The sequence below is a fragment of the Terrimonas pollutisoli genome (assembly GCF_029360765.1).
GTDB classification, from domain to species: Bacteria; Bacteroidota; Bacteroidia; order Chitinophagales; family Chitinophagaceae; genus Terrimonas_B; species Terrimonas_B pollutisoli.
Genome location: NZ_JARKNA010000004.1, coordinates 38,029 through 59,245, shown reverse-complemented (window position 1 = coordinate 59,245; position 21,217 = coordinate 38,029). Strand labels below are relative to the sequence as shown.

Genomic DNA, 21,217 nt, shown 5'->3' with positions numbered 1-21,217 from the left:
TCGCTTAATACCTTTAATAAAGACGATTTAAAAAAGAACAGGGAGTAGTTCCGGGTAAAAATTTTTTTTATCCTCTATTTACAACAATGCTCCAATGATCAATGGCAGGATGGGTAAATAATGAAGATGACTTTCAAGATGCTTCCTGATAGCCTGCAATGCCATGGCCATATGTTTTTTTACGGTATGCTTGGAGATCTGCATTTTTTCTGCGATCATTTCGTGAGTCAATCCATCCATTTTAGCAAATTGATAAACCTGCCGCTGCTGAGACGGTAACATATCTATTGCCTGTTGCAGTAATTGCTGACATTGATGCTGGCGTACCAGGTATTCTGTATCATCAGCTGAAGATTGTTCCATTACAATAGAAATTTCATCCGCAGCTTCGTAAGACATTTTCTTTATACGGTCGAAGATGAAATTTCTCGCCATAATAAAAAGATATGCATCCAAATTCTTTACCTCTGCCATCTCTTCTCTTTTGTGCCATACCTTTAAAAATACATCCTGTACTATTTCTTCAGCCAATACCGGCGACTTAAGAAATTTAAGAGCTACACCATAGATTGTTCCGCGGTAATGATCAAACAGACGGGTGAAGGCATATTCGCTACCGGCGCCTAACTGGCGGAGTAATTCATATTCGTTATATGAGTCAGAGTAGTTCAAAATGGCAAAAGCAATAAGTGTCAAAATAACGCTAATCTAAATTGCTATTTTTTTACTCACCTTTCGTCAGAATGCATAAGAATATTTACGAAACCGTTTTCGCTGCTCGTCCACAGCCATTCTCTTTTGAAAACCCAATAATTCGGATTTTGCTTTAGTTAATATAGAAATGCAAAAGCCAGTTGTCATTACCAACAACTGGCTTTTACCAGAATTTATAGGGGAATGCTTCAGTAAAATAACCATTCACGTTATCTACCTCCAGCCTCCACCCAATGATCTGTAGAGTTCAACCATCGCAGATAATTGCTGCCTGCGAATAGATGCCAGGTTTAGTTCCGCTTGTAATGCGTTGCCCTGAGCTGTGATCACTTCCAAATAATTTGCCATATCACTTTTAAATAATAGCTGTGCATTACCAACGGCAAGGCGTAAGGTGTCTACCTGGCCCAAAGCGATCTGTTGTTGTTCTTTTAATTTTTCTACCGATACCAGGGCATCAGCTACCTCACCTGTTGCTGTCAAAACGGATTGCCTGAATTTAATAACCGCCTGTTCTCTTTCCAGTTTGGCAATTTCGTACTGTGTTTTGAGTTGCCTTCTTTTAAAAATTGGTTGCGCTATTGAACCTGCCGCTAAGCCAAACAGGGAGTTAGGAATGTTAAACCAGTTGCTTGCTTTAAATGACTCCAGTCCTCCACCGGCAGTAATATTAAGCGCAGGATACATATTTGCCTTCGCAATGCCAATCCGGGTAGTTGCTATTTGTAACGCTAATTCATCGGATCTCACATCGGGTCGCCGGCTTAACATTGCGATGGGCAGACCCGCAGATAAATTATCGCTCAAGGTAATTTCGTCCAGCAAAGTTTTTCTTGAGAGCTTCCCGGGCAATTGTCCTGTTAATACCTGCAATGCATTTTCCTGTATTGCGATCTGTTGTTCCAATTGCGGAATAAGTAAGGCCGTAGATTGTTTTTGCGATTCAGCTTGCTGCACTGCTAATGCATTTACCACGCCAGCATCTTTCAATAACCGGGTTGCCGTTAAAAAAGAATCATTAAGCATTAAATTTTTCCGGCTTATCTCTATCTGCTTATCCAGCGTCAATAGATTGAAAAAACCTTGAGCAATGTCGGAGACCAGTTGTGTTTGCACCGCCTTTGTTCCTTCATAGCTTTGAAGATATTCTGTTAATGCTACTTCCTTTTGCCCCCTTATCTTTCCCCAGACATCTGCTTCCCAGGAGAAGTTAACTGCAGCCGAATAATTTTCGACATAACTTTTTCCCAAAAAGCTTTTGAGGCTAACACCATTCAAACTATTATCCGACGGACGGCTGATGCTACCGGCAACCCGGAGATCCATCTCGGGCAATTGAAGTGCTTTGGCTTGTTTTACCTGCTGTTGCGCTATGTCGATTCGTTTAATTGCTATTAGCAGATCATGATTGTATTGTATACCTTTTTCAATCAGGGACTGCAAGGTAGTATCGCTGAAAAATTTTTTCCATTCAATATCGGCAATGCTGCTGGTATCAGCATAACTAACTGTACCGAATTGCTGCGGCAATTCCACCTCGGGTCGTTGGTATTCTTTGCCGAGACGGCACGCAGATAGTAGAACTACCAGCAGTAAGAGTGTCGAATAGTGCTTAAAATTTATCTTTTGTATCATCGCTAATTTTTTATTTTTTCATGTGTTAATCTTTATAGCTTTTAGTCACATGGAATTCACCATCATTGCATATTACTCTGCCAGGGCAGGTGGTTCAGTTTGCACGGGTTTCCGGCTTATTTTTTCGTGCAGGTATTGGAAAATCACAAACAATACGGGAATAATAAATATTCCGAGTATTACACCCGTAAGCATGCCACCAACAGCACCTGTTCCGATGGAACGATTGCCCAATGCTGAACCTCCTTTCGCCCATGTTAATGGTAACAATCCCACGATGAAAGCAAATGACGTCATCAGAATCGGGCGAAGACGTAATTGTGAAGCTTCCAGCGCTGAAGCAATCAACGACATACCGGCTCTTCGCCTTTGCACTGCATATTCAACGATCAGGATGGCGTTTTTTGCTAACAAGCCCACCAGCATGATCAATCCTATTTGTACATAGATATTATTCTCGATGCCAGCAAACCCAATAAACGAAAACACTCCCAGTACACCGGTTGGTATTGTTAATATAACAGCCAATGGGAGGATATAACTTTCATATTGTGCAGCCAGCAGGAAGAAGACGAAGATTATACTCAGCATAAAGATAAACGCCGTTTGATTTCCTGTTTTGATCTCTTCCCTTGTTACGCCGGTCCACTCATAAGCATATCCTCTTGGTAACACTTGTTTCGCCGTTTCCTCAATTGCTTTAATGGCGTCACCCGTGCTAAATCCCGGCTTGGGCTGTCCGTTAATGGTTACGGCATTAAACAGGTTATTACGTGTTACTGTTTCCGGCCCATATACCCGTTTTAATGAAACCAGGGTATTGACAGGCACCATTTCTCCATCATTATTTTTTACATAAATGCCATTCAGCGATCCGGCATCGGCACGATAAGAAATATCAGCCTGCGCCATTACCCGGTAGTATTTTCCAAAGCGGTTAAAATCGGAAACGAAGCTACTTCCATAATAGATCTGCATCGTTTGCATTAGTTCCCTTATTGAAACACCTAGCTGCTTCGCTTTCAAATTATCCACCTCGATCATGTATTGCGGATTACCGGCCGCAAAGGTGGTAAAAGCAAAAGCGATTTCTTTTCGTTGCATCAGCGCACCGATAAATGCATAGGCTGTATTACCCAATTTGTCCAGGGGCCCATTTGTCCTGTCCTGTAACATAAATTCAAAACCACTCACATTACCAAATCCCTGTACGGTAGGAAAATTAAAGAAGAAAGTGTTGGCACCTTTTACCGCACTTACCTTTTGTGTCAGCATACCGGCTATCTGATCGGGGTTGGTCACAGGTCCTCTTTCATCAATATCTTTTAGCCTGATAAAACCGGCAGCATAAGGTGACGCATTCGAAAAACTGATAAAATTCAAACCATCTACAACATACAAGTGGTTAGTGGCAGCTTCTTTTTGAATAATGGTATCTATTGCTTCCGTTGCCTGCCGGGTCCTGTCCAGCGAACTACCCGGAGGAGTATTCACGGCATATAGTACAAAGCCCTGATCTTCGGTAGGTATAAAACCCGTCGGTGTTTTTTTAACCAGCCAGAAACTGATGCCGGCAATGACAGCTAATCCTGCTAAAGCAATCCATCTATGCCGGACAAGAAATTTCAGACTTTGAATATATTTATTGGTCATCGACTTGAAGCCTGTATTAAAGGCATGGAAGAAACGGCCGGCAAATCCTTTTTTACGTGTATGTCCTCCTTCTTCTCCATTATGTGGATTCTTTAGAAACAGGGCACATAAAGCAGGGCTTAATGTCAACGCATTTACAGCCGAAATTAAAATGGCGATAGCCAGTGTAAAGGCAAACTGACGGTAGAAAACGCCGGCCGGTCCCTGCATAAATCCTACTGGTATAAATACCGCTGCCATTACCAATGTAATAGATATAATGGCACCAGATATTTCATTCATCGATTGAATGGTGGCAACTCTTGCAGGCAGCTTTGTCCGCTCCATTTTTGAATGCACCGCCTCCACCACTACAATCGCATCATCCACCACAATACCAATAGCCAAAACCAATGCAAATAAAGTGAGCAGGTTAAGTGTAAAGCCAAATAATTGTAAAAAGAAAAATGTTCCGATAATAGCCACGGGCACGGCGATGGCCGGTATAAGCGTAGAGCGGAAATCCTGCAGGAATAAGAACACCATCATGAACACCAGTATAAATGCAATAACCAGTGTTTCTCTTACCTGGTCAATTGACGTATCCAGGAACTCTTTGGAATTGTACATGACAGTCGTCTTAACACCTTTTGGCAGGCTGGCGGAAAATTCATCGAGCAGCTTTTCTACTTGTGTTAATATATCGTTGGCATTAGATCCTGCTGTTTGCAAAACGCCAAAACCTGACACTGGCTTTCCATCCATGCGGCTGTTAGATGAATACGTATAAGATCCAAACTCTACTCTTGCCACATCTTTCAACCGGAGCGATGAACCATCAGGATTGGCTTTTATGACAAAATTTTCATAGTCCTCTCCCTCATTTAATTTTCCTTTATATTTCAAAACATACTCAAATGTTTCAGTACTGTTTTGACCCAGCCGTCCCGGAGCTGCTTCCAGGTTTTGATCCCTGATGGCATTAAGCACATCCTGTGGTGAAAGATTGTTAGCAATTAACCTGTCAGGTTTCAGCCAGATACGCATGGAATAGTCCTTCGTACCAAATACCTGCGCCTGTGCTACGCCAGGCACCCGTTGCACCTGGGGGATAAGGCTGATCTTAATATAGTTTTCAAGGAAAAGTTCATCATACTGGCTACTGTCTTCACTTGACACTGCCACAAACATGATGAAACTGTTTTGTACTTTTTGTGTTGAAATACCTGCCTGTACTACTTCCTGCGGCAACTGGTTTATAGCCTTTGATACACGATTCTGCACATTCACGGACGCAATATCCGGGTCGGTACCCTGGTTGAAAAAAACCGTTATGGCCATGCTTCCGTCATTGTTGGAATTGGAAGTCATATAGGTCATGTTCTCTACCCCATTGATCGCTTCTTCAATAGGTGTTGCAACGGAACGTGCTACTACTTCGGCATTAGCGCCGGGATAAAAGGCCGTTACCTGCACACTCGGTGGTGCAATATCCGGGAACAGGGTAACCGGTAAGGTATATAACGACAACCCGCCTAACAAAAGCAAAATGATTGATACAACTGTTGATAAAACAGGTCTCTCGATAAATCTTTTTAACATGAGATTATTTTTTCCTGCTGATAAGTAATAAAAATTATTCTATTGATGACAGGAAGGGCTCTCACCCAACTGATCGAAAAATCAGCGGATAAAAAAGTTCACTTAGTTGAACCTACCCTCCTGGCCTTGTATGTGTTTTTTGTTTACAATGGTTTTGCTTTAAGCAAGCTATCGGAAGAAAGAAGTTGCGGGGCAATTGCCATTCCATCCTTGAGATTACCGGTGCCTGAAAAAACGATTTTCTCCCCGGCACTCAAACCACTTTCAACAAAATAGTAATTGGCAGTTTTACCGGAAACAACAATTGGCTTGCTGACTACTTTATTACTATCCCCTACTGCAAATACAAATACCTTGTCCTGTATTTCAAATGTAGATTCCTGTGGTACTACTAAGGCTTCTTTCTGAATTTTCGAAATGCGCACCCTACCAGTATTACCGGAACGCAACAAATTATCTGTGTTGGGGAATGTTGCGCGGAAACTGATTGCTCCCGTAGTATTGTTGAACTGCCCGAGAACAGTTTCAACCTTTCCCTTTTTCGGATAAACACTGTTATCAGACAATACCAATTCGACCGGTGGCATTTTTTTCACTTTTTCTTCAATGGTATTGCCCGGGAACTGCTGTTTAAACCGCAAAAAATCATTTTCGCTTAATGAAAAATACGCATACACATCTTTTATTTCGGAAATCACCGTCAGGGCCGTCGGAGTTGTCATACCTACCAGGCTTCCCGTTTTAAAAGGTATTCTTCCGATATAGCCATCAACCGGTGCCTTGATAGTGGTATACCCCAGGTTGATCTGTGCAGCGCCTACCATTGCCTGGGCCTGTGCCACATTTGCTGTCGCAGCATCATACGCCGTCTTTGCAGTCTTCAACTGCACTTCAGAAATCACATTGTTCTGAACGAGCGGTGTTAATTTTGAAACATTAATTTCAGCATTGGCCTGGCTGGCTTTTGCTGCTGCGAGAGTGGCCCTGGCATTATTTAATTGCTCCTGGTAGGGCCTGCTGTTGATTTTAAACAAAACCTGGCCTTTTCTTACGTGAGCGCCTTCATCCACATATATTTTTTCCAGATAACCATCCACCTGTGGACGTATCTCAATGTCCTTGCTTCCTTCCAGTGATGCAGAAAATTCCTGGTAAGTAGTTGCAGGCATGTTATTGACGATTAGCACCGGCAAAAATTGTGGAGGCTGCTCCATCATCGTCGGATTCCCGGATGATGAATTGCACGCATATAAAAAAGCGGTTGCAACAGCTACAAATAATAAGCTTAAATAGTTAGTTAACAGAAAGGGCAACCTTTTGCTCCTTTGATTTTTTTTATACATAACAGAATGGTTTGAGAAATACTCCTATTTCCCGGTTAATGAATAAGGGTCGTGAATTGATTCCGGCACTTTACATGGCACTCCAAAAGGACCGAAACGGTGTGTTTTTTACATGTGGCTTCTTGTCATTGCAGCTACGACAGGTGACAATCGGTACATAACAACATTAAAAAAGCTAACATTGTTAATTAAAAGGGAAAAAAAATTTTATTGCTCCAGGTTTTTTATAAATCCTTCGATGGCATCATCCAATACCATTTTATTTAATTCATCAGCTATTTCTGAATAACTCAACATCTTAATTGAAATCAGCCCATGCATAACTGACCAGAACGTATGATACTTTAAACAGGCGTTTATATCCTTCTTTTTATTTTCAGCCAAAATCGCATTGATCGGCTCCATTATCAGGTTCCTGAATGCAGATTCCTCAGGAAGACATTTATCAGTTTCACAACAAGCTATGCCCAGTCCAAACATCAATTGGTAATATTCTTTGTTCTTAAAAGCAAAATTCCAATATGCATCGGCAATTAACCTCAGTTGTTCGGCAGGATCATTCGATTTTTTTTTTGCCTGTTGAAGCCTCCTGATTAACAAACCGAACCCATCTTTGCCAAACTGCAGCAATATATCTTCCTTGTTCTCGAAATGATCATAAATAACAGGTACGCTATATTCAATGGCGTCGGCGATCTTTCGTATTGACAAAGATTGCCACCCCTCCTCCTTCACCAATCCCCATGCGGTGGAAAGGATGTTTGCTCTCACTTCTTCTTTTTGCCTTAACCGGCGTTCTGCTATACCCATATCACCATTATTTTACCTAACACTGTTAGCAAATTTAGCAAGTCACCCGCATTTCCAAAAAACTTTTTTCTTAACCAGATCACAAAACAACAAACAGCCACTGACAACCCTATGGCAGCCGGGATTTTATTTTTCAAAAAATTTATAAGGCCAAACGTTTGTACTTCCTATTAGTGAAACAATGAAAAGCCCCGCTTAACGGGGCTTTTGCTGACTTAAAATTCTATTTTATAATTCAGTATAGGTATCAACCCTGCCTGGTAATTTGTAACAATACTTCCCTTTTCTTCATCGAAGGTCTGGTTGTAAATGTTAAGGCGGTTAGTCAGATTCTGTATATCCAGGGACAACGTAGAAGTTATTTTCCGGCGGTTCCATTTTATACCCAGCCGGAGGTCGGTTCTGAAATATGCGGGATTTTGCAAACTGTAAGCCTCTTCTTCCCTGAAGATTGTATAACCTTCCTGTACTGATCGCTCTTTATCTATAGGTGTTGTGCGATAACCGCCTGCATAGATCGTCTTAATATTCACACCTATTGTTCTTAATTTATTGGCAGACAAAAATTCTTTGCCGGCTAAGAAGCTCACAATATAATTGCCATTAAAACGGGTATTTCGTTCTTTCCCGTCAGCCGCCGTGTATTTCGATTGGTACAAAGAATTGCTCAGCGTGTAATAAAAATTGTTAGCAAGGTATTTTTCCAACGAAATCTCTACCCCATAGTTTTTACCTTTTCCTTTATTAACTAACGGATCGGTAACATAATCGCCTTCGACATTTAGTACAGAAAAAGAACTTGTATCGGATATACTAATGGGCACTTTGAATAGATGTTGATAATAAACTTCCGTTTTTAACCTGAGATTTTTCGCCAGCCTGTATTGATGTGATACGACGAAATGATGTGCCCGGGTAAGCCTGAGATTTTTATTTGGATGACTCATATTTCCAACCCCATCCTCAATCTGTGCAAAATACACACCAAGAGGCTGCACCTGGCTGTGAAGGCCATAGCCAAATGAAAGGTTGCTTTTCTTACTTATATCCCATTTAACGGAAGCTCTTGGCTCAAGGGATGTTGTTTTGTTGTATAGGAGCTGGATATAGTGAAATCCGGCATTCACAGCAACATCATTCGATGGCTTATATTGCCATTGAGCAAATGACTGCAAAAGTTCGGTGTTTCCCCGGGTATCGATCATTTCTTCCAACGATGCATTGCGGTTTTCTTTTGAATGCTGGTTGTAAGCAAACTGTATAAAGTTCACCATCACTCCTCCCCTCAATATGTGCCGGGTGTTAAACCGGTGATTTAATGTGGAAGACAGCGTCCATTTCCTTGTATCATATTTACCCCGGTATTCTTCTGACTCGGAGTAATCGTCTTCAATGTATTTTTCGTTATAGCTGATCGTATTATACGAAAGCCCGATGGCCGATCGCAGGTTCGTCTTATTTCCCAGCAGTATTGTATGAGTCAGACCGCTCATGGCTGTATTGGAAACAAATTTTGAAATATCCCTGTCACCGGACTCCTTCCATGTGGAAGAGTCCTTTTTTGCATCGAACTTATCATTGCTCAATCCGCCGAATCCAAAAACAGTAAAGTCGCCCAATTTACCGGCAGGCAAATAAATATTATATGACAGGTCCTGGAAATTAGTAGTGCTGCCATCGTTTAAAACGCCTAGCTTATTCAGCAATGATAATGTCGAGTAACGATAGTTAACAAGATAAGATCCTTTATAAAAAGTAGCAATTGGTCCTTCTGCCGCCGCATTTAACCCCAATACTCCAGCTTGAAAAGAATATTCTTTTTTTTCATTATTACCCTTTCTCAATTTCAAATCAAACACACCACTTAACGCATTGCCATATTCCGCAGCAAAAGCACCTGTCACAAAATCGGAATTGGCCAGTAGTTGTGAACTTAAAATGGAAATGCCACCACCACTCGTAGCTGCTCCGCTGAAATGATTAGGATTTGGAATATCGACGCCTTCCATTCGCCATAACAAGCCAGCAGGAGAGTTCCCTCTTATAACGATACTGTTGTTACCATCATCAGCAGCCATTACACCCGGAAAGCCAACGGCCATCCGAAGCGGATCATTTACTGCTGCGGCATATTTCTGTGTTTCTTCCACAGTGAATGCCCTTGCACTGACCGCACTCATTTCATTCAGGGGTTGGTTCTTCCTTGTTGTTGCTTTCACCGTTACTTCCTTTTCATCCCGCACATTCGTTTCTAATAAAATGGTGAGCACAGTTTCTTTTCCTGCATTCACAACAATGTTTTCAACAGCGGCATCTTTATAACCCGTATGTAAAATATGTAGTTGTTGGGATGTTAGTGACACACCGCTAAATCTGAAATTACCATTTTGATCAGTTATCACAGACTTACCTGCTCCTTGTAAAATAACAGTTGCTCCAGCTACAGGAGTTTGCAAGGTGTTGTCTAAAGCTGTTCCCCTGATACTTTGTGTAAATACCGTTGATTGCTGAGCGGTTAAAAAAAAGGGAAAGAGTAATGAAAGAAGTGTGACGAGGGTCGTGAATCTCATAAATAGATAATGTTTCTTCTAAGAACAACTGGAGAAACATTTACCCCTATTCGCAGAAATAAAGTTTATTGATTGTGGTGAGAGATTATAGTTAACAGCTGACAGTTGGCGGTTTGTAGTTCTCCGACTTCTCACTTTTCACTTTTGACTTTTCACTTTTGACTTCCGGCTCACTTTCCCCAGCCCCACTTCAAAAACTCTGGCATAGCTCTGCCCCAGGTTGCAATATCATGCCTGCCATCGGGCATTTCCAGGTATTGAATATCTTTTTCCCGGTCATAGCCTTTTACCTCTAATTCTTTAATTATATCCAGCGTATCGTCAATAGAATCAATGATACCATTATTATTGCGGTCCATTGTTTCATCCATACTACCACATTGAAAAAAGAATTTTAATCCCGGATGATACTTACCATTTCGTATCACCTGCTGCATGATGCGATGTTTATCGTCATCATATTCCTTTTCCGTTTGATCAATACTGCGCCACCAAAAAGAAGCGGAAAACAAACCGGCTTTTGAAAATTTTTCGGGATGGTTCCATACAATATCCATGGCCATCAATGCGCCTAACGAAAACCCGGCAAAAGCTCTCTCCCTAAATGAGGTGATTTGATAACTATCCCTGATAAACGGTAACAATTCACGCAATATAAAATAAGTATAAGCCCCCGCCCTTGCACCCCGGCCGAGATAGTCAGCCTGTGAAGCGACGCCATACTCCATTTTACGTTGTGAACCGGTATGTATCGCGGCAATAAGAACAGGATTTATTAATTTGTCGGTGTATAGTTTTTCCAGAATAGCCTGCAATCCCAATTCGCCCATGTTTTGACCATCATTGATCAATAACAAGCTCATAGCCGACGTATCCGTGACATTTTTGGGCAGAAAAAAATCAATCTTTACTTCACGTTCGAGGAATACAGATAAAAGGGTTCTGTTTTCTACAAGGATATTAGCAGTATGTACCAGTTGCATAATTTTCAAAAATAAGCATTCACATAAAACAAGGGCAACATTTCTTACGCTTATCAACAAAACAACTTCATTAATTTGTTTATATGGCCTCGAAAAAATAAATTTGGTAAGAGCTGATTACCAGTTCACAATAGCCCAATTAAAAACTGTCATCTTCGAATTTTGCGCAAAAAATAACTATCTCATTGTACAACTAATCCCATTTGGCCAAAACCTTAAATAATTACAACATGAAAAAAATCGGAATCCTGCACGGCAAAGAACGTTCCTTCCCCGAGGCATTCGTTGCAAGAGTCAACAGTAAAAATGTTCCAGGCATAGTAGCAGAGTCTGTGCGCATCGATAAAGCCATGCAGGGTGATCCCAGTGGCTATGCGGTGATCATCGACCGGATCTCGCAGGATGTCCCTTTTTACAGAACCTGGTTAAAAAATGCTGCCGTTACTGGCACAGCGGTCATCAACAATCCTTTTTGGTGGAGCGCCGATGATAAATATTTCAACAACTGCCTGATGACAAAGGTGGGAGTACCTGTTCCCAAAACGGCCATTATTCCATCCAGGCAATTACCAGATGACACCACCGATGAATCATTCAGCAACCTGGCCTACCCGCTGGATTGGGATAGCATTTTTAATTATGTCGGTTTCCCAGCCTATATGAAGCCTTTTGCTGGTGGTGGATGGAAACATGTTTACAAACTGGATAGTGCGGAAGATTTTTTTAAAAAACACAGTGAGACCGGCCAGTTAGTGATGTTGTTGCAGGAAGAAATTATTTTCAGCGAATATTATCGTTGCTATTGTATCGGTGGGAAATATGTACGCATCATGCCATACGAGCCCCGCAATCCACACCATCTTCGGTATGTGGCGGAGTTTGCTCCATTCCCGGAAAGGCTGCAACAGATGACCGACATCGTCTTGCGAATTAATAAATATTTAGGTTACGATTTTAATACCGTTGAACTGGCTGTAAGAGATGGTGTCCCTTATGCTATTGATTTTTGCAACCCGGCTCCCGATGCCGAAAGAACCAGTGTAGGTGAAGAAAATTTTGAATGGGTGGTAGAAACGGCCACTAACTACGCCATCGAAAAAGCGATGAGCCATGATGGGAACGGCGATAATCTTACCTGGGGTGAATATGTAAAAAGAAGCAGTACTAAAACACCATTGACATAGTGTTTACCATTTACGATACAGATAATGAACAATACATGCAGGTGGAAGAGCCCGATCCTTCCGTTAGCTATACCTATGCTGATTACCTGCAATGTAAATTTGAAGAACGGCTGGAACTTTTTCGTGGCAAGATCTTTAAATTATCTGCCCCTAATACCCGTCATCAGGCGATTTCAAGAAATCTTTTTGTCCCAATTGCCACTTACCTGAACGATAAAAAATGCCAGACTTTTAGTGCGCCTTTCGATGTCAGGCTTCCGGTAAAAAATCGAAAAAAAGACAACGAAGTAACTACCGTAGTACAGCCAGATATTTGCATTGTTTGTGATGAAACAAAAATTGATACAAGAGGCTGTTGTGGCGCCCTCGACCTGATTGTCGAAATTCTATCACCTGGTAACTCGCACAAAGAAGTAAATCTTAAATATGAGTTGTATGAAGAAGCCGGTGTAAAAGAATATTGGATCATTTACCCGGAGGAAGAAAGTCTCGCTGTTTTTGTACTGAACGAAAACAACCGCTATGATGGAGCCAAGTTATATGCAGGCAAGGAACTGATATTCAGCAAAGCTGTGCCCGGTCTTATCATTGAAACAAAAGAAATTTTTACCCAATAACTAGTATGATATTAAACTATAAAACCTTTACGCTCGGCGTTGAAGAAGAGTACATGGTGCTTGATCCTGTCACCAAAGAATTAAAAAGCCATGAGCAGAAAATTGTGCAGGAAGGACAGAAAGTGATCAAGGATAAAGTAAAGGCTGAAATGCATCAGGCGGTAGTAGAAGTAGGCACAGACATTTGCGCTGATGCGGATGAAGCTTTTAACGATGTATCGCTGTTGAGAAAGACAATTTCCGACATAGCCGGCGGCCTCAATCTCGCCATGGGTGCATCCGGCACTCATCCTTTCAGCCATTGGGAAAGCCAGTTGATAACAGATCAAGCCCGCTACAACGAAATTGTAAATGAATTACAGGAAGCAGCCCGTAGCAACCTGATCTTCGGCCTGCATGTACACGTAGGCATGCAAAGCCGGGAGATGGCCAATCATATTGCGAATTCAACACGGTATTTTCTGCCACATATTTTTGCGTTAAGCACTAACTCACCTTTTTGGGAGGGAAGAATGACGGGCTACAAATCGTTCCGGACAAAAGTGTTTGATAAATTTCCCCGTACCGGTATACCCGATGCATTTGATAGTATTGAAGCGTATGATAATTATGTAAAACTGTTGATCAAAACCAATTGCATTGATAATGCAAAAAAAATCTGGTGGGATCTGCGGGTGCATCCTTTTTTCAATACGGTGGAGTTTCGCATTTGTGATATCCCGATGACAGTGGATGAAACAATTACTATAGCTGCCTTGTTCCAGGCCATCTGCGCCCGCATCTATATGCTTCGTTCTAAAAATCTCAACTTCATTCAATACTCCCGGGCATTACTCAATGAAAATAAATGGCGGGCCAGCCGCTATGGAGTGGATGGTTATCTTATCGATTTTGGAAAGGAAGAGGAGGTTAATACCCGGGCATTGATTTATGAGCTGCTTGATTTCATCGATCCGGTTCTCGATCACCTGGGTAGTCGCCATCGCATTGCCTTTGTTCATCATATGCTGGAAAAAGGAACCGGCGCCGACCGCCAGTTGGCCGTGTTTGAACAAACCAAATCGCTGGCCAGTGTAGCGGAGTATATACAGGGCCAATTTTTAGCAGGCATTTAATATTTTATATCGAACGCAGATTTATAAGATGGTGATGATTGTCATGATGCAATCTTAATCATTCATACTAATCTGCGTTATCTGCCTTCCTTCTTTCTAAAAAGGTTTTAAATAATCCTGATGAAATATTTACTATACCCCTTACTGGCATTGTTCAGCCTCCTTGTTTCCTGTTCTCAAAAAGAAGATGTTGATCTGTTAGTTTACAACGCTACCATCTACACCGTTGACTCTTCTTTTTCTACTGCTGAAGCGTTGGCAATAAAAGATGGAAAAATTTACGCCGCTGGCAAACTAACCGACCTGGAAAAAAAATACAATGCCAAAGAGAAAGTCGATGCCGAAGGAAAATTTATCTATCCCGGTTTTATTGATGCCCATGCACATTTTGTAGGCTACGGTATGTCGTTGCAAACAGTCAATCTTGTCGGCACCAACAGTTGGGAGGAAATTTTGGAAAAACTACGATCATTTGCTGCGGAGAACCTGTCTGCCGGACAGGCCGGCAAAAAAGGATGGCTGACTGGACGTGGCTGGGATCAGAATGACTGGCCTATCAAGGAATTTCCCAATAATGAAAAGCTCAACGAACTATTTCCCGACCGGCCGGTGTTGTTAACAAGAGTAGATGGCCATGCAGCTATCGCCAACCAAAAAGCACTGGAGGAAGCGGGTGTAAAAGCCGGCATGAAATTAACAGGTGGTGATGTGGAAACAAAAAATGGCAAGCTTACCGGCATCTTAATTGACAATGCCATTGATCTTGTCTCTTCAAAAATTCCTTCTCAAACGAATGAGCAGTTTGCCAAAGCGTTGAAAGACGCAGAGAAAAATTGTTTTGCTGTTGGTCTTACCTCCATTGATGATTGTGGGCTTAGCTTCCCTGCAGTGGAAGGAATAAAAGCCATGCAGGCCAGTGGTGATTTGAAAATGCGGTTGTATGTAATGCTCAGTGATGAAAAAACCAATTTTGACTGGCTGGAAAAAACAGGCGCCATCAAAACAGACCGGTTGAATGTGCGAAGTTTTAAAGTGTACGGCGATGGTGCGTTGGGATCAAGAGGAGCTTGTTTGTTACAACCCTATAGTGACAAACCGGATCATTACGGATTTTTATTGAGTAAGCCGGACCATTTTGATTCTGTAGCGAATTGGATTGCACAAAAAGGTTTTCAAATGTGTACCCATGCTATTGGCGATAGTGGCAACCGGACCATGCTTAATATTTATGCAAAATATTTGAAAGGCAAAAATGACCGGCGCTGGCGAATTGAACATGCACAGGTAGTCAATCAAGCTGATTTCAATTTATTTGGCGACTATTCGATCATTCCCTCTGTTCAGCCTACACATGTCACCAGTGATATGTACTGGGCCGGTGACCGGTTAGGTAGTGAAAGAGTAAAAGGTGCCTATGCCTACAAACAATTATTGCATCAAAATGGGTGGTTGCCGTTAGGCACGGACTTCCCTGTTGAAGACATCTCTCCTTTTAAAACATTTTATGCTGCTGTTATCCGCAAAGATGCCAAAGGATGGCCGGCCGGTGGCTACCAAACTGAAAATGCATTGACCAGAGAAGAAGCATTGCGGGGCATGACCATCTGGGCCGCTAAATCCAATTTTGAAGAAAAAGAAAAAGGAAGTTTGGAGCCGGGAAAGTTTGCTGATTTTATCATACTCGATAAAGATTTGATGAAAGCAGGTGAAAGTGAATTATTGCAGGTAAATGTGCTGAGGACTTTTTTGGGTGGGGAGATGGTGTATGAGAGGAAAAACTAATTATGCCGAAAAAGCTACAGGTACTTGGTATTCCATTTTCTGTCGAAAGAGAATTATTTTTGAAACAAAATATTACGCCGACACACACGTGGGTTGCTATGTATTTTATTGGCACTCCTAATTATGCAAAATTTCTAACGCCAGCATCCTCTCTTTAAATTCTTATGAGACTTAACACTTTACTTTTATTCCTTTTAGTTGGACGAATTTCAATAGGGCAGACATTTCTCGACAGCTACAAAACCTTTCAACTTGCCAAAATTAAGTCTGATAAAATACTCGATTCACTTCGCAAGACAGAATACAATAAGGCTCTCAATTTGACAAAGAAGCAAATAAAGGAAAATAAGTCAAATCGGAAGCGCCTTCTCGACAAACAAATAATTCAGTTTGATACAATTTTTAAGTCTCATTATAAAAAGACAGGATTTAACTTCAATACTGCAGATTCATTTATTTTGGTTTTTCAGACAGGCATCGAAACTAATTTATCCGACTACATTTTTTTGACCGGCAACGACACAATCTCCTATGGAGAACTATGGTCTATTGCTACCCTACATTCGACAAAAAAGATTATTCAGTACAAGCCGTTTCTTGACACAACACGTCGACCAAAAGGAATAAAAGTAATTAACGAAAGAGATTCTCTTATTAAACTTGCAACAAAAAGGGACTGCAAAACTGCGCAGCGTCTTTCTAAAGAAAACCCAGTGTTGGACGGCATGAATTCAACAATTTTATTTGTAAAAAAGGTTAGAGGACAATACATAATCGATGAATGCCATATACAACCTTTTGGGCTTGTCCCAATTTGGAGAAAAGAATAACAGCAACTTTCAGCTCTTGAGAAGTCTCCGCAACCTCAAGTAAAAGTAAGCGGCGGCGCGGGGCTTTGGCCTAAGCCAACCGGCGAATAGGATGATTTGTATATTTATCGTCGTTTAAATGATTAAAGTCCTAAGCCTACAACCAACCGATCAATCTTTTTGTCAAATTTCCATTAAAATGAATATTATACGAACCATACAAAACAGGATATATGAAATAAGAGGCGAAAGAGTAATTCTTGACAGAGACCTGGCCGCTTTATACGAAACAGAAACCAAGGCGCTTAACCTTGCCGTAAAGCGTAATGAAAAACGGTTTCCCAAAGATTTTATGTTTCAGCTCAGTAAAGGGGAGTTTGAAACGCTAAGGTTTCAGAAACCTTAAAAAAAGGTAGAGGACAGCATAGTAAGTATCAAATTTATGATGCCATGGAAAACCTGTTGGATGAAAAGGCTGCACAAAAGAACTGGGATGACCGGGAAAGAATAGGATTTAAAAAATGAAATTCAGGTTACCTACCTACCGCTCTATCTAAAAGCTCAGTAGCATTACAGAAGGCACAAGTGTGCGACGCAACAGGCGATGCCATCAGTACCGAAGCCGGCTACATACTTCTTCTTATTTTCTTAACCCAGATCAAACTCGTTTGAATTTTAAGTAAATCTGAACAGTAGCTGACAGTCAATCTTTTAAAAAATTGCTATGTTTGCAGGATGATTTGGAACGACAACCGATCAATCCGTATAGCCATTCTCGACCTGAATGATGGCCGGCCGAACCAGGGCATGCGCTGTATCCGCCAGATCGTAAAAGAATGGTCAGCAACGGTGGACCTGGACATAGAAACTACGGAATTTGAGGTAAGGCAAAAGAACGAACTCCCCGATACTTCTTTCGATATTTATATTTCGAGTGGCGGCCCCGGCGACCCCCTTTCGAGCCGTTTTGACGACTGGGATATTGCCTGGTGCAAATGGGTGGACGAAATGGTGAGATGGAACAACAACCCCTCCACCGCGCAAAAGAAACAGGTGTTTTTTATCTGTCATTCTTTTCAACTGGCCTGCCGTTATTTTAATGCCGGGTTGGTGTATAAAAGAAAATCAACTTCGTTTGGCGTATTTCCCGTGCACATGCTGGAAGAAGGAAAAACAGAACCCGTATTCGATGGCCTGAGTGATCCCTTCTATGCCGTAGACAGCCGCGACTACCAGGTGATACAACCCAATCATTCTTTGCTCAAAGAAATGGGAGGTTCACTTTTGTGTATTGAAAAGAACCGGCCGCATGTGCCCTACGAAAGAGCCATCATGGGCATACGCTTTAATGAATACATGATCGGCACGCAGTTTCATCCCGAAGCGGATGCGGAAGGTATGACCCGTCATTTTGAAACGGAAGAAAAAAGAAATGCAGTGATCGAAAATCATGGGTTGGAAAAATTCAACACCATGCTGGAGCATTTGAACGATCCTGATAAGATCCGCTGGACCTATTCACATATACTGCCCAACTTTTTGAACCAGGCCATCGGCCATTTTGAAACAGTGGCAGTGGCGTGAGGTTCTAAAGTTTTTAAAGATCTAAGTTTTGAGTTTTGGAGTTGCAACCAAAACTCATTTTTATTTTATGAACAAGCCATTCTATTAAAAACTTAAGATAATTAATTTAGACCGCAAACCCTTTTCAAATGCTACTTTTTACTTTTTTGCCTTGATGCAAAAAAGAGTAACAAAAAAGATCAAGGCTTCGAAAAAATGGCTAAAAATTACTTCACAAACCTAAACGCAGCGAACTCGCTTCGCAGTTACGTTATACTTCGAAGATACCACGGGCTCGAACAACGCTGCGTTCTTAACGGTTTGTTCCGTAATTTTCTTAACGCCATTTTTTCGAGGCCGCTTCCGGAAAGCCCATGCGGTTTAATGATTATTCTATAAAAACTTTAAAACTTAAAACTCCAAAACCTTCCCTCTAAGTTTTTTGCAGTAAATTGATTGGGTATAAAATTTTAAACGCATGGTTCCTGCTGTTCGCAAGGCATTCAACGCCCATTTTACCCATGAAAAATATGAGTCCTTCTTAAAAGAGTTACATGCCGTGCATCCCGGCGCTATCGAGTTCAGGGTGGCGGAAACGGCGGTGTTTGTGCCGAAATATTTTACCAATAAAATATTGGATGCCTGCGAAAACATTATTGATATCATCACCGATCCAAAGTTTAAAGAATTAACCAACAATGCGATCCCCAAAAGTTTACAGGTTCCCGGTGAAAACAATCACGCACATTTTATCGCTTTTGATTTTGGCATTTGCATCAACGATAGCGGCGAATATGAACCGCAACTGATCGAGATGCAGGGCTTCCCTACCCTGTTTGCTTATGAAGTGGTGATCGATGATGTGTTCCGCAATCACTTTGATGTTCCCGCCAATTATTCAGCTTACCTCGGTGGTCATGACAAGGAATCGTATATCCAACATTTTAAGGAAATCGTGCTGGGTGATCATGACCCGGAGAACGTGATCCTGCTCGAAATTTTTCCGCACCAGCAAAAAACAAGAATTGATTTTTATTGCACTGAAGATTATACCGGTATTAAACCGGTTTGCTTGACTGAACTGATCAAAGAAGCCAGCCCGGATGACCCGGTCGGACAGAGAAAGAAATTATATTATTTGAAAGATGGCAAAAAAACGGAGATCAAACGCATTTATAACCGGCTGATCTTTGATGATCTTTTTCAGCAATCAGCCGAAGTGCAGGAAAAAGGAAAGATATTGTTTGAAGATCTGGATGTAGAGTGGGTGCCGCATCCCGCCTGGTTTTACCGTATCAGCAAATACACCTTACCCCTGATCAAACATCCCTATGTGCCAGCCACCTGGTTCCTGGACCAGGTAAAACAATTACCTGCTGATCTCGAAAACTATGTATTGAAACCGTTGTTTTCTTTTGCGGGACAGGGCGTAGTAATTGATGTAACGAAAGAAGATATTGAAAAAGTAAAAGATCCTGAGAACTGGATATTGCAACGCAAAGTAAGATATGCCGATGTGATTGAAACGCCGGATGTGCCGGCAAAAGCGGAGATCAGGATATTTTATTTCTGGAAAGACGGTGAAGCAAGACCGGTGCCTGCGAATAACCTCGCCAGATTAAGCAAGGGAAAAATGATTGGGGTGCGGTACAATAAGGATAAAGAATGGGTGGGCGGCAGTTTGTGTTATTTTGAAGTCTGAACCATGATTTATAGGATTAATGGGATTTTAAGACCTCACCCCCAACCCCCTCTCCAAAGGAGATGGGGCTTAGAACCCTTAACCAAAACGGGTTTTAAAGGATTCGGGAAAATTTAACCAGACAATAATGAAAAAAATAAATGAATTACCAGCGAAAGAATTAGCACCCGGCCTTAAGGGCTATTATGCTCATGGCACGAATATGACATTGGGCCTGGTGGAAATAAAAAAAGGAAGTCAGCTTGCACAGCATCATCACCCGCATGAACAGATCACTTATATTATCGAAGGGCAACTGGACATGGTAATTGGCAGTGAATCCTGTTCACTCACTGCAGGAATGTATTATGTTATTCCTTCGAACGTGCCGCATGGAGCTACGGCCGTTACCGATTGTAAGGTGATTGATGTGTTTAGTCCGGTAAGAGAGGATTACAAAGCCCCCAACCCCTAAAGAGGAGTAAAGGCTTTTGCCGGTAACATTTAGTTGGCAACTGGAAATCCGTCAGGTGTTAACCAAACTCACACCTTCATATATTTCAGGTAATGGAACGGACAACTCAAGTATTCTGATACTTAGTGCATCCTCCATTTTTTTATACTCTTCCAGTTCCCAGTGACCGCCTTCATTAATGCGAAAGGCATAGACATTCAGTGATTCCGAATCAACAAGAATGTATTCTCTCAAAGTTGGGATGTCACGGTACAGGGCAAACTTGCCGCCCATATCATAATCCCTCGTGGATTTCGAAAGAACTTCGATAATAACCGTGGGGTTTAAAAGATTCCAGTCATCATTGTCCCTGGTTTCAACTTTACCACACACAATTGAAATATCCGGGTAAGTGAAAAGAGAATTTTGGGGGATATAGATTCGCTGATCACTATTGAAAGCTTTGCAGGATTTGCCTTTAAGTTTTTGCACTAATATCCCACTCAAGTTCATTGCAATGGTATTATGAGGAACTTTGGAGCCCGACATGGCAAAGATTTCCCCTTTATAATACTCATGCTTTTCTTCCGACGTTTTTTCAAACTCCAGATACTCCTCAATGGTTAAGTTGCGTTTGCCGTAAGCAACGTCAGGTTCTCTTACTTGCATAGTTAAATTTACAACAATGCTAATAAGTCACCAATCCCTGGAGATGAGTAAAAC

17 protein-coding genes are annotated in these 21,217 nt (G+C 41.6%); 9 read left to right on the top strand and 8 right to left on the bottom strand.

What is annotated here, in order from left to right; translation table 11 throughout:
* Window positions 1–78: 78 nt before the first annotated feature.
* From P2W73_RS08965 to P2W73_RS08935, 7 genes are all read right to left on the bottom strand, one after another.
* Window positions 79–696 (bottom strand): RNA polymerase sigma factor, encoded by a 618-nt coding sequence (locus P2W73_RS08965; RefSeq protein WP_276501683.1) that lies wholly within the window; start codon window positions 694–696, stop codon window positions 79–81.
* 231 nt (window positions 697–927) lie between these two features.
* A complete protein-coding gene (locus tag P2W73_RS08960; protein WP_276501682.1) occupies window positions 928–2,349 on the bottom strand; it encodes an efflux transporter outer membrane subunit in 1,422 nt (473 codons plus the stop codon).
* Window positions 2,350–2,421: 72 nt separating this feature from the next.
* Complete coding sequence (locus P2W73_RS08955) at window positions 2,422–5,583, bottom strand: efflux RND transporter permease subunit (protein WP_276501681.1); 3,162 nt, start codon at window positions 5,581–5,583, stop codon at window positions 2,422–2,424.
* A 143-nt stretch (window positions 5,584–5,726) separates the two neighbouring features.
* Window positions 5,727–6,926: an efflux RND transporter periplasmic adaptor subunit gene (locus P2W73_RS08950; RefSeq protein WP_276501680.1), complete on the bottom strand. Its 1,200-nt coding sequence runs from the start codon at window positions 6,924–6,926 to the stop codon at window positions 5,727–5,729.
* A gap of 207 nt (window positions 6,927–7,133) precedes the next feature.
* Window positions 7,134–7,736: a TetR/AcrR family transcriptional regulator gene (locus tag P2W73_RS08945; RefSeq protein WP_276501679.1), complete on the bottom strand. Its 603-nt coding sequence runs from the start codon at window positions 7,734–7,736 to the stop codon at window positions 7,134–7,136.
* Window positions 7,737–7,951: 215 nt separating this feature from the next.
* Window positions 7,952–10,306 carry a TonB-dependent receptor gene (locus P2W73_RS08940; RefSeq protein ID WP_276501678.1) on the bottom strand — a complete coding sequence of 785 codons (2,355 nt, stop codon included), beginning with the start codon at window positions 10,304–10,306 and terminating at the stop codon, window positions 7,952–7,954.
* A 170-nt stretch (window positions 10,307–10,476) separates the two neighbouring features.
* Window positions 10,477–11,289: an alpha/beta hydrolase gene (locus P2W73_RS08935; protein ID WP_276501677.1), complete on the bottom strand. Its 813-nt coding sequence runs from the start codon at window positions 11,287–11,289 to the stop codon at window positions 10,477–10,479.
* Between the two features lie 230 nt (window positions 11,290–11,519).
* On the opposite strand from P2W73_RS08935, the gene P2W73_RS08930 reads away from it, so the two are divergent.
* The 9 genes from P2W73_RS08930 to P2W73_RS08890 all read left to right on the top strand — a co-directional run bounded on the left by P2W73_RS08930 (window position 11,520) and on the right by P2W73_RS08890 (window position 20,515).
* The gene (locus tag P2W73_RS08930) at window positions 11,520–12,473 is read left to right on the top strand and encodes an ATP-grasp domain-containing protein (protein WP_276501676.1); all 954 of its coding nucleotides are present in this window, start codon (window positions 11,520–11,522) and stop codon (window positions 12,471–12,473) included.
* Window positions 12,473–13,090 (top strand): Uma2 family endonuclease, encoded by a 618-nt coding sequence (locus tag P2W73_RS08925; protein WP_276501675.1) that lies wholly within the window; start codon window positions 12,473–12,475, stop codon window positions 13,088–13,090. Before P2W73_RS08930 ends, P2W73_RS08925 begins: the two co-directional genes overlap by 1 nt.
* Before the next feature lie 5 nt (window positions 13,091–13,095).
* Window positions 13,096–14,205, top strand: coding sequence for a carboxylate-amine ligase (locus P2W73_RS08920; protein WP_276501674.1), 1,110 nt, complete (start codon window positions 13,096–13,098; stop codon window positions 14,203–14,205).
* Between the two features lie 120 nt (window positions 14,206–14,325).
* Complete coding sequence (locus P2W73_RS08915; RefSeq protein WP_276501673.1) at window positions 14,326–15,987, top strand: amidohydrolase; 1,662 nt, start codon at window positions 14,326–14,328, stop codon at window positions 15,985–15,987.
* A gap of 164 nt (window positions 15,988–16,151) precedes the next feature.
* On the top strand, window positions 16,152–16,817 hold the full coding sequence (locus P2W73_RS08910; protein ID WP_276501672.1) for a hypothetical protein: 666 nt from the start codon (window positions 16,152–16,154) through the stop codon (window positions 16,815–16,817).
* Window positions 16,818–16,995: 178 nt separating this feature from the next.
* The gene (locus P2W73_RS08905; protein WP_276501671.1) at window positions 16,996–17,202 is read left to right on the top strand and encodes an ORF6N domain-containing protein; all 207 of its coding nucleotides are present in this window, start codon (window positions 16,996–16,998) and stop codon (window positions 17,200–17,202) included.
* A gap of 329 nt (window positions 17,203–17,531) precedes the next feature.
* The gene (locus P2W73_RS08900; RefSeq protein WP_276501670.1) at window positions 17,532–18,380 is read left to right on the top strand and encodes a type 1 glutamine amidotransferase; all 849 of its coding nucleotides are present in this window, start codon (window positions 17,532–17,534) and stop codon (window positions 18,378–18,380) included.
* 457 nt (window positions 18,381–18,837) lie between these two features.
* On the top strand, window positions 18,838–20,061 hold the full coding sequence (locus P2W73_RS08895; RefSeq protein ID WP_276501669.1) for a hypothetical protein: 1,224 nt from the start codon (window positions 18,838–18,840) through the stop codon (window positions 20,059–20,061).
* 127 nt (window positions 20,062–20,188) lie between these two features.
* Window positions 20,189–20,515, top strand: a complete 327-nt coding sequence (locus P2W73_RS08890) for a cupin domain-containing protein (protein ID WP_276501668.1) — start codon at window positions 20,189–20,191, stop codon at window positions 20,513–20,515.
* A gap of 51 nt (window positions 20,516–20,566) precedes the next feature.
* Here the strand turns inward: P2W73_RS08890 and P2W73_RS08885 are convergent, their stop codons facing one another.
* Window positions 20,567–21,163 carry a Uma2 family endonuclease gene (locus P2W73_RS08885; RefSeq protein WP_276501667.1) on the bottom strand — a complete coding sequence of 199 codons (597 nt, stop codon included), beginning with the start codon at window positions 21,161–21,163 and terminating at the stop codon, window positions 20,567–20,569.
* Window positions 21,164–21,217: the final 54 nt, after the last annotated feature.

Coding starts and splice junctions, on each gene's coding strand:
- P2W73_RS08960 (WP_276501682.1), bottom strand. CDS start 2,349: ATGATACAAAAGATAAATTTTAAGCACTATTCGACACTCTTACTGCTG.
- P2W73_RS08955 (WP_276501681.1), bottom strand. CDS start 5,583: ATGTTAAAAAGATTTATCGAGAGACCTGTTTTATCAACAGTTGTATCA.
- P2W73_RS08950 (WP_276501680.1), bottom strand. CDS start 6,926: ATGTATAAAAAAAATCAAAGGAGCAAAAGGTTGCCCTTTCTGTTAACT.
- P2W73_RS08945 (WP_276501679.1), bottom strand. CDS start 7,736: ATGGGTATAGCAGAACGCCGGTTAAGGCAAAAAGAAGAAGTGAGAGCA.
- P2W73_RS08940 (WP_276501678.1), bottom strand. CDS start 10,306: ATGAGATTCACGACCCTCGTCACACTTCTTTCATTACTCTTTCCCTTT.
- P2W73_RS08935 (WP_276501677.1), bottom strand. CDS start 11,289: ATGCAACTGGTACATACTGCTAATATCCTTGTAGAAAACAGAACCCTT.
- P2W73_RS08930 (WP_276501676.1), top strand. CDS start 11,520: ATGAAAAAAATCGGAATCCTGCACGGCAAAGAACGTTCCTTCCCCGAG.
- P2W73_RS08920 (WP_276501674.1), top strand. CDS start 13,096: ATGATATTAAACTATAAAACCTTTACGCTCGGCGTTGAAGAAGAGTAC.
- P2W73_RS08915 (WP_276501673.1), top strand. CDS start 14,326: ATGAAATATTTACTATACCCCTTACTGGCATTGTTCAGCCTCCTTGTT.
- P2W73_RS08910 (WP_276501672.1), top strand. CDS start 16,152: ATGAGACTTAACACTTTACTTTTATTCCTTTTAGTTGGACGAATTTCA.
- P2W73_RS08905 (WP_276501671.1), top strand. CDS start 16,996: ATGAATATTATACGAACCATACAAAACAGGATATATGAAATAAGAGGC.
- P2W73_RS08900 (WP_276501670.1), top strand. CDS start 17,532: ATGATTTGGAACGACAACCGATCAATCCGTATAGCCATTCTCGACCTG.
- P2W73_RS08895 (WP_276501669.1), top strand. CDS start 18,838: ATGGTTCCTGCTGTTCGCAAGGCATTCAACGCCCATTTTACCCATGAA.
- P2W73_RS08890 (WP_276501668.1), top strand. CDS start 20,189: ATGAAAAAAATAAATGAATTACCAGCGAAAGAATTAGCACCCGGCCTT.
- P2W73_RS08885 (WP_276501667.1), bottom strand. CDS start 21,163: ATGCAAGTAAGAGAACCTGACGTTGCTTACGGCAAACGCAACTTAACC.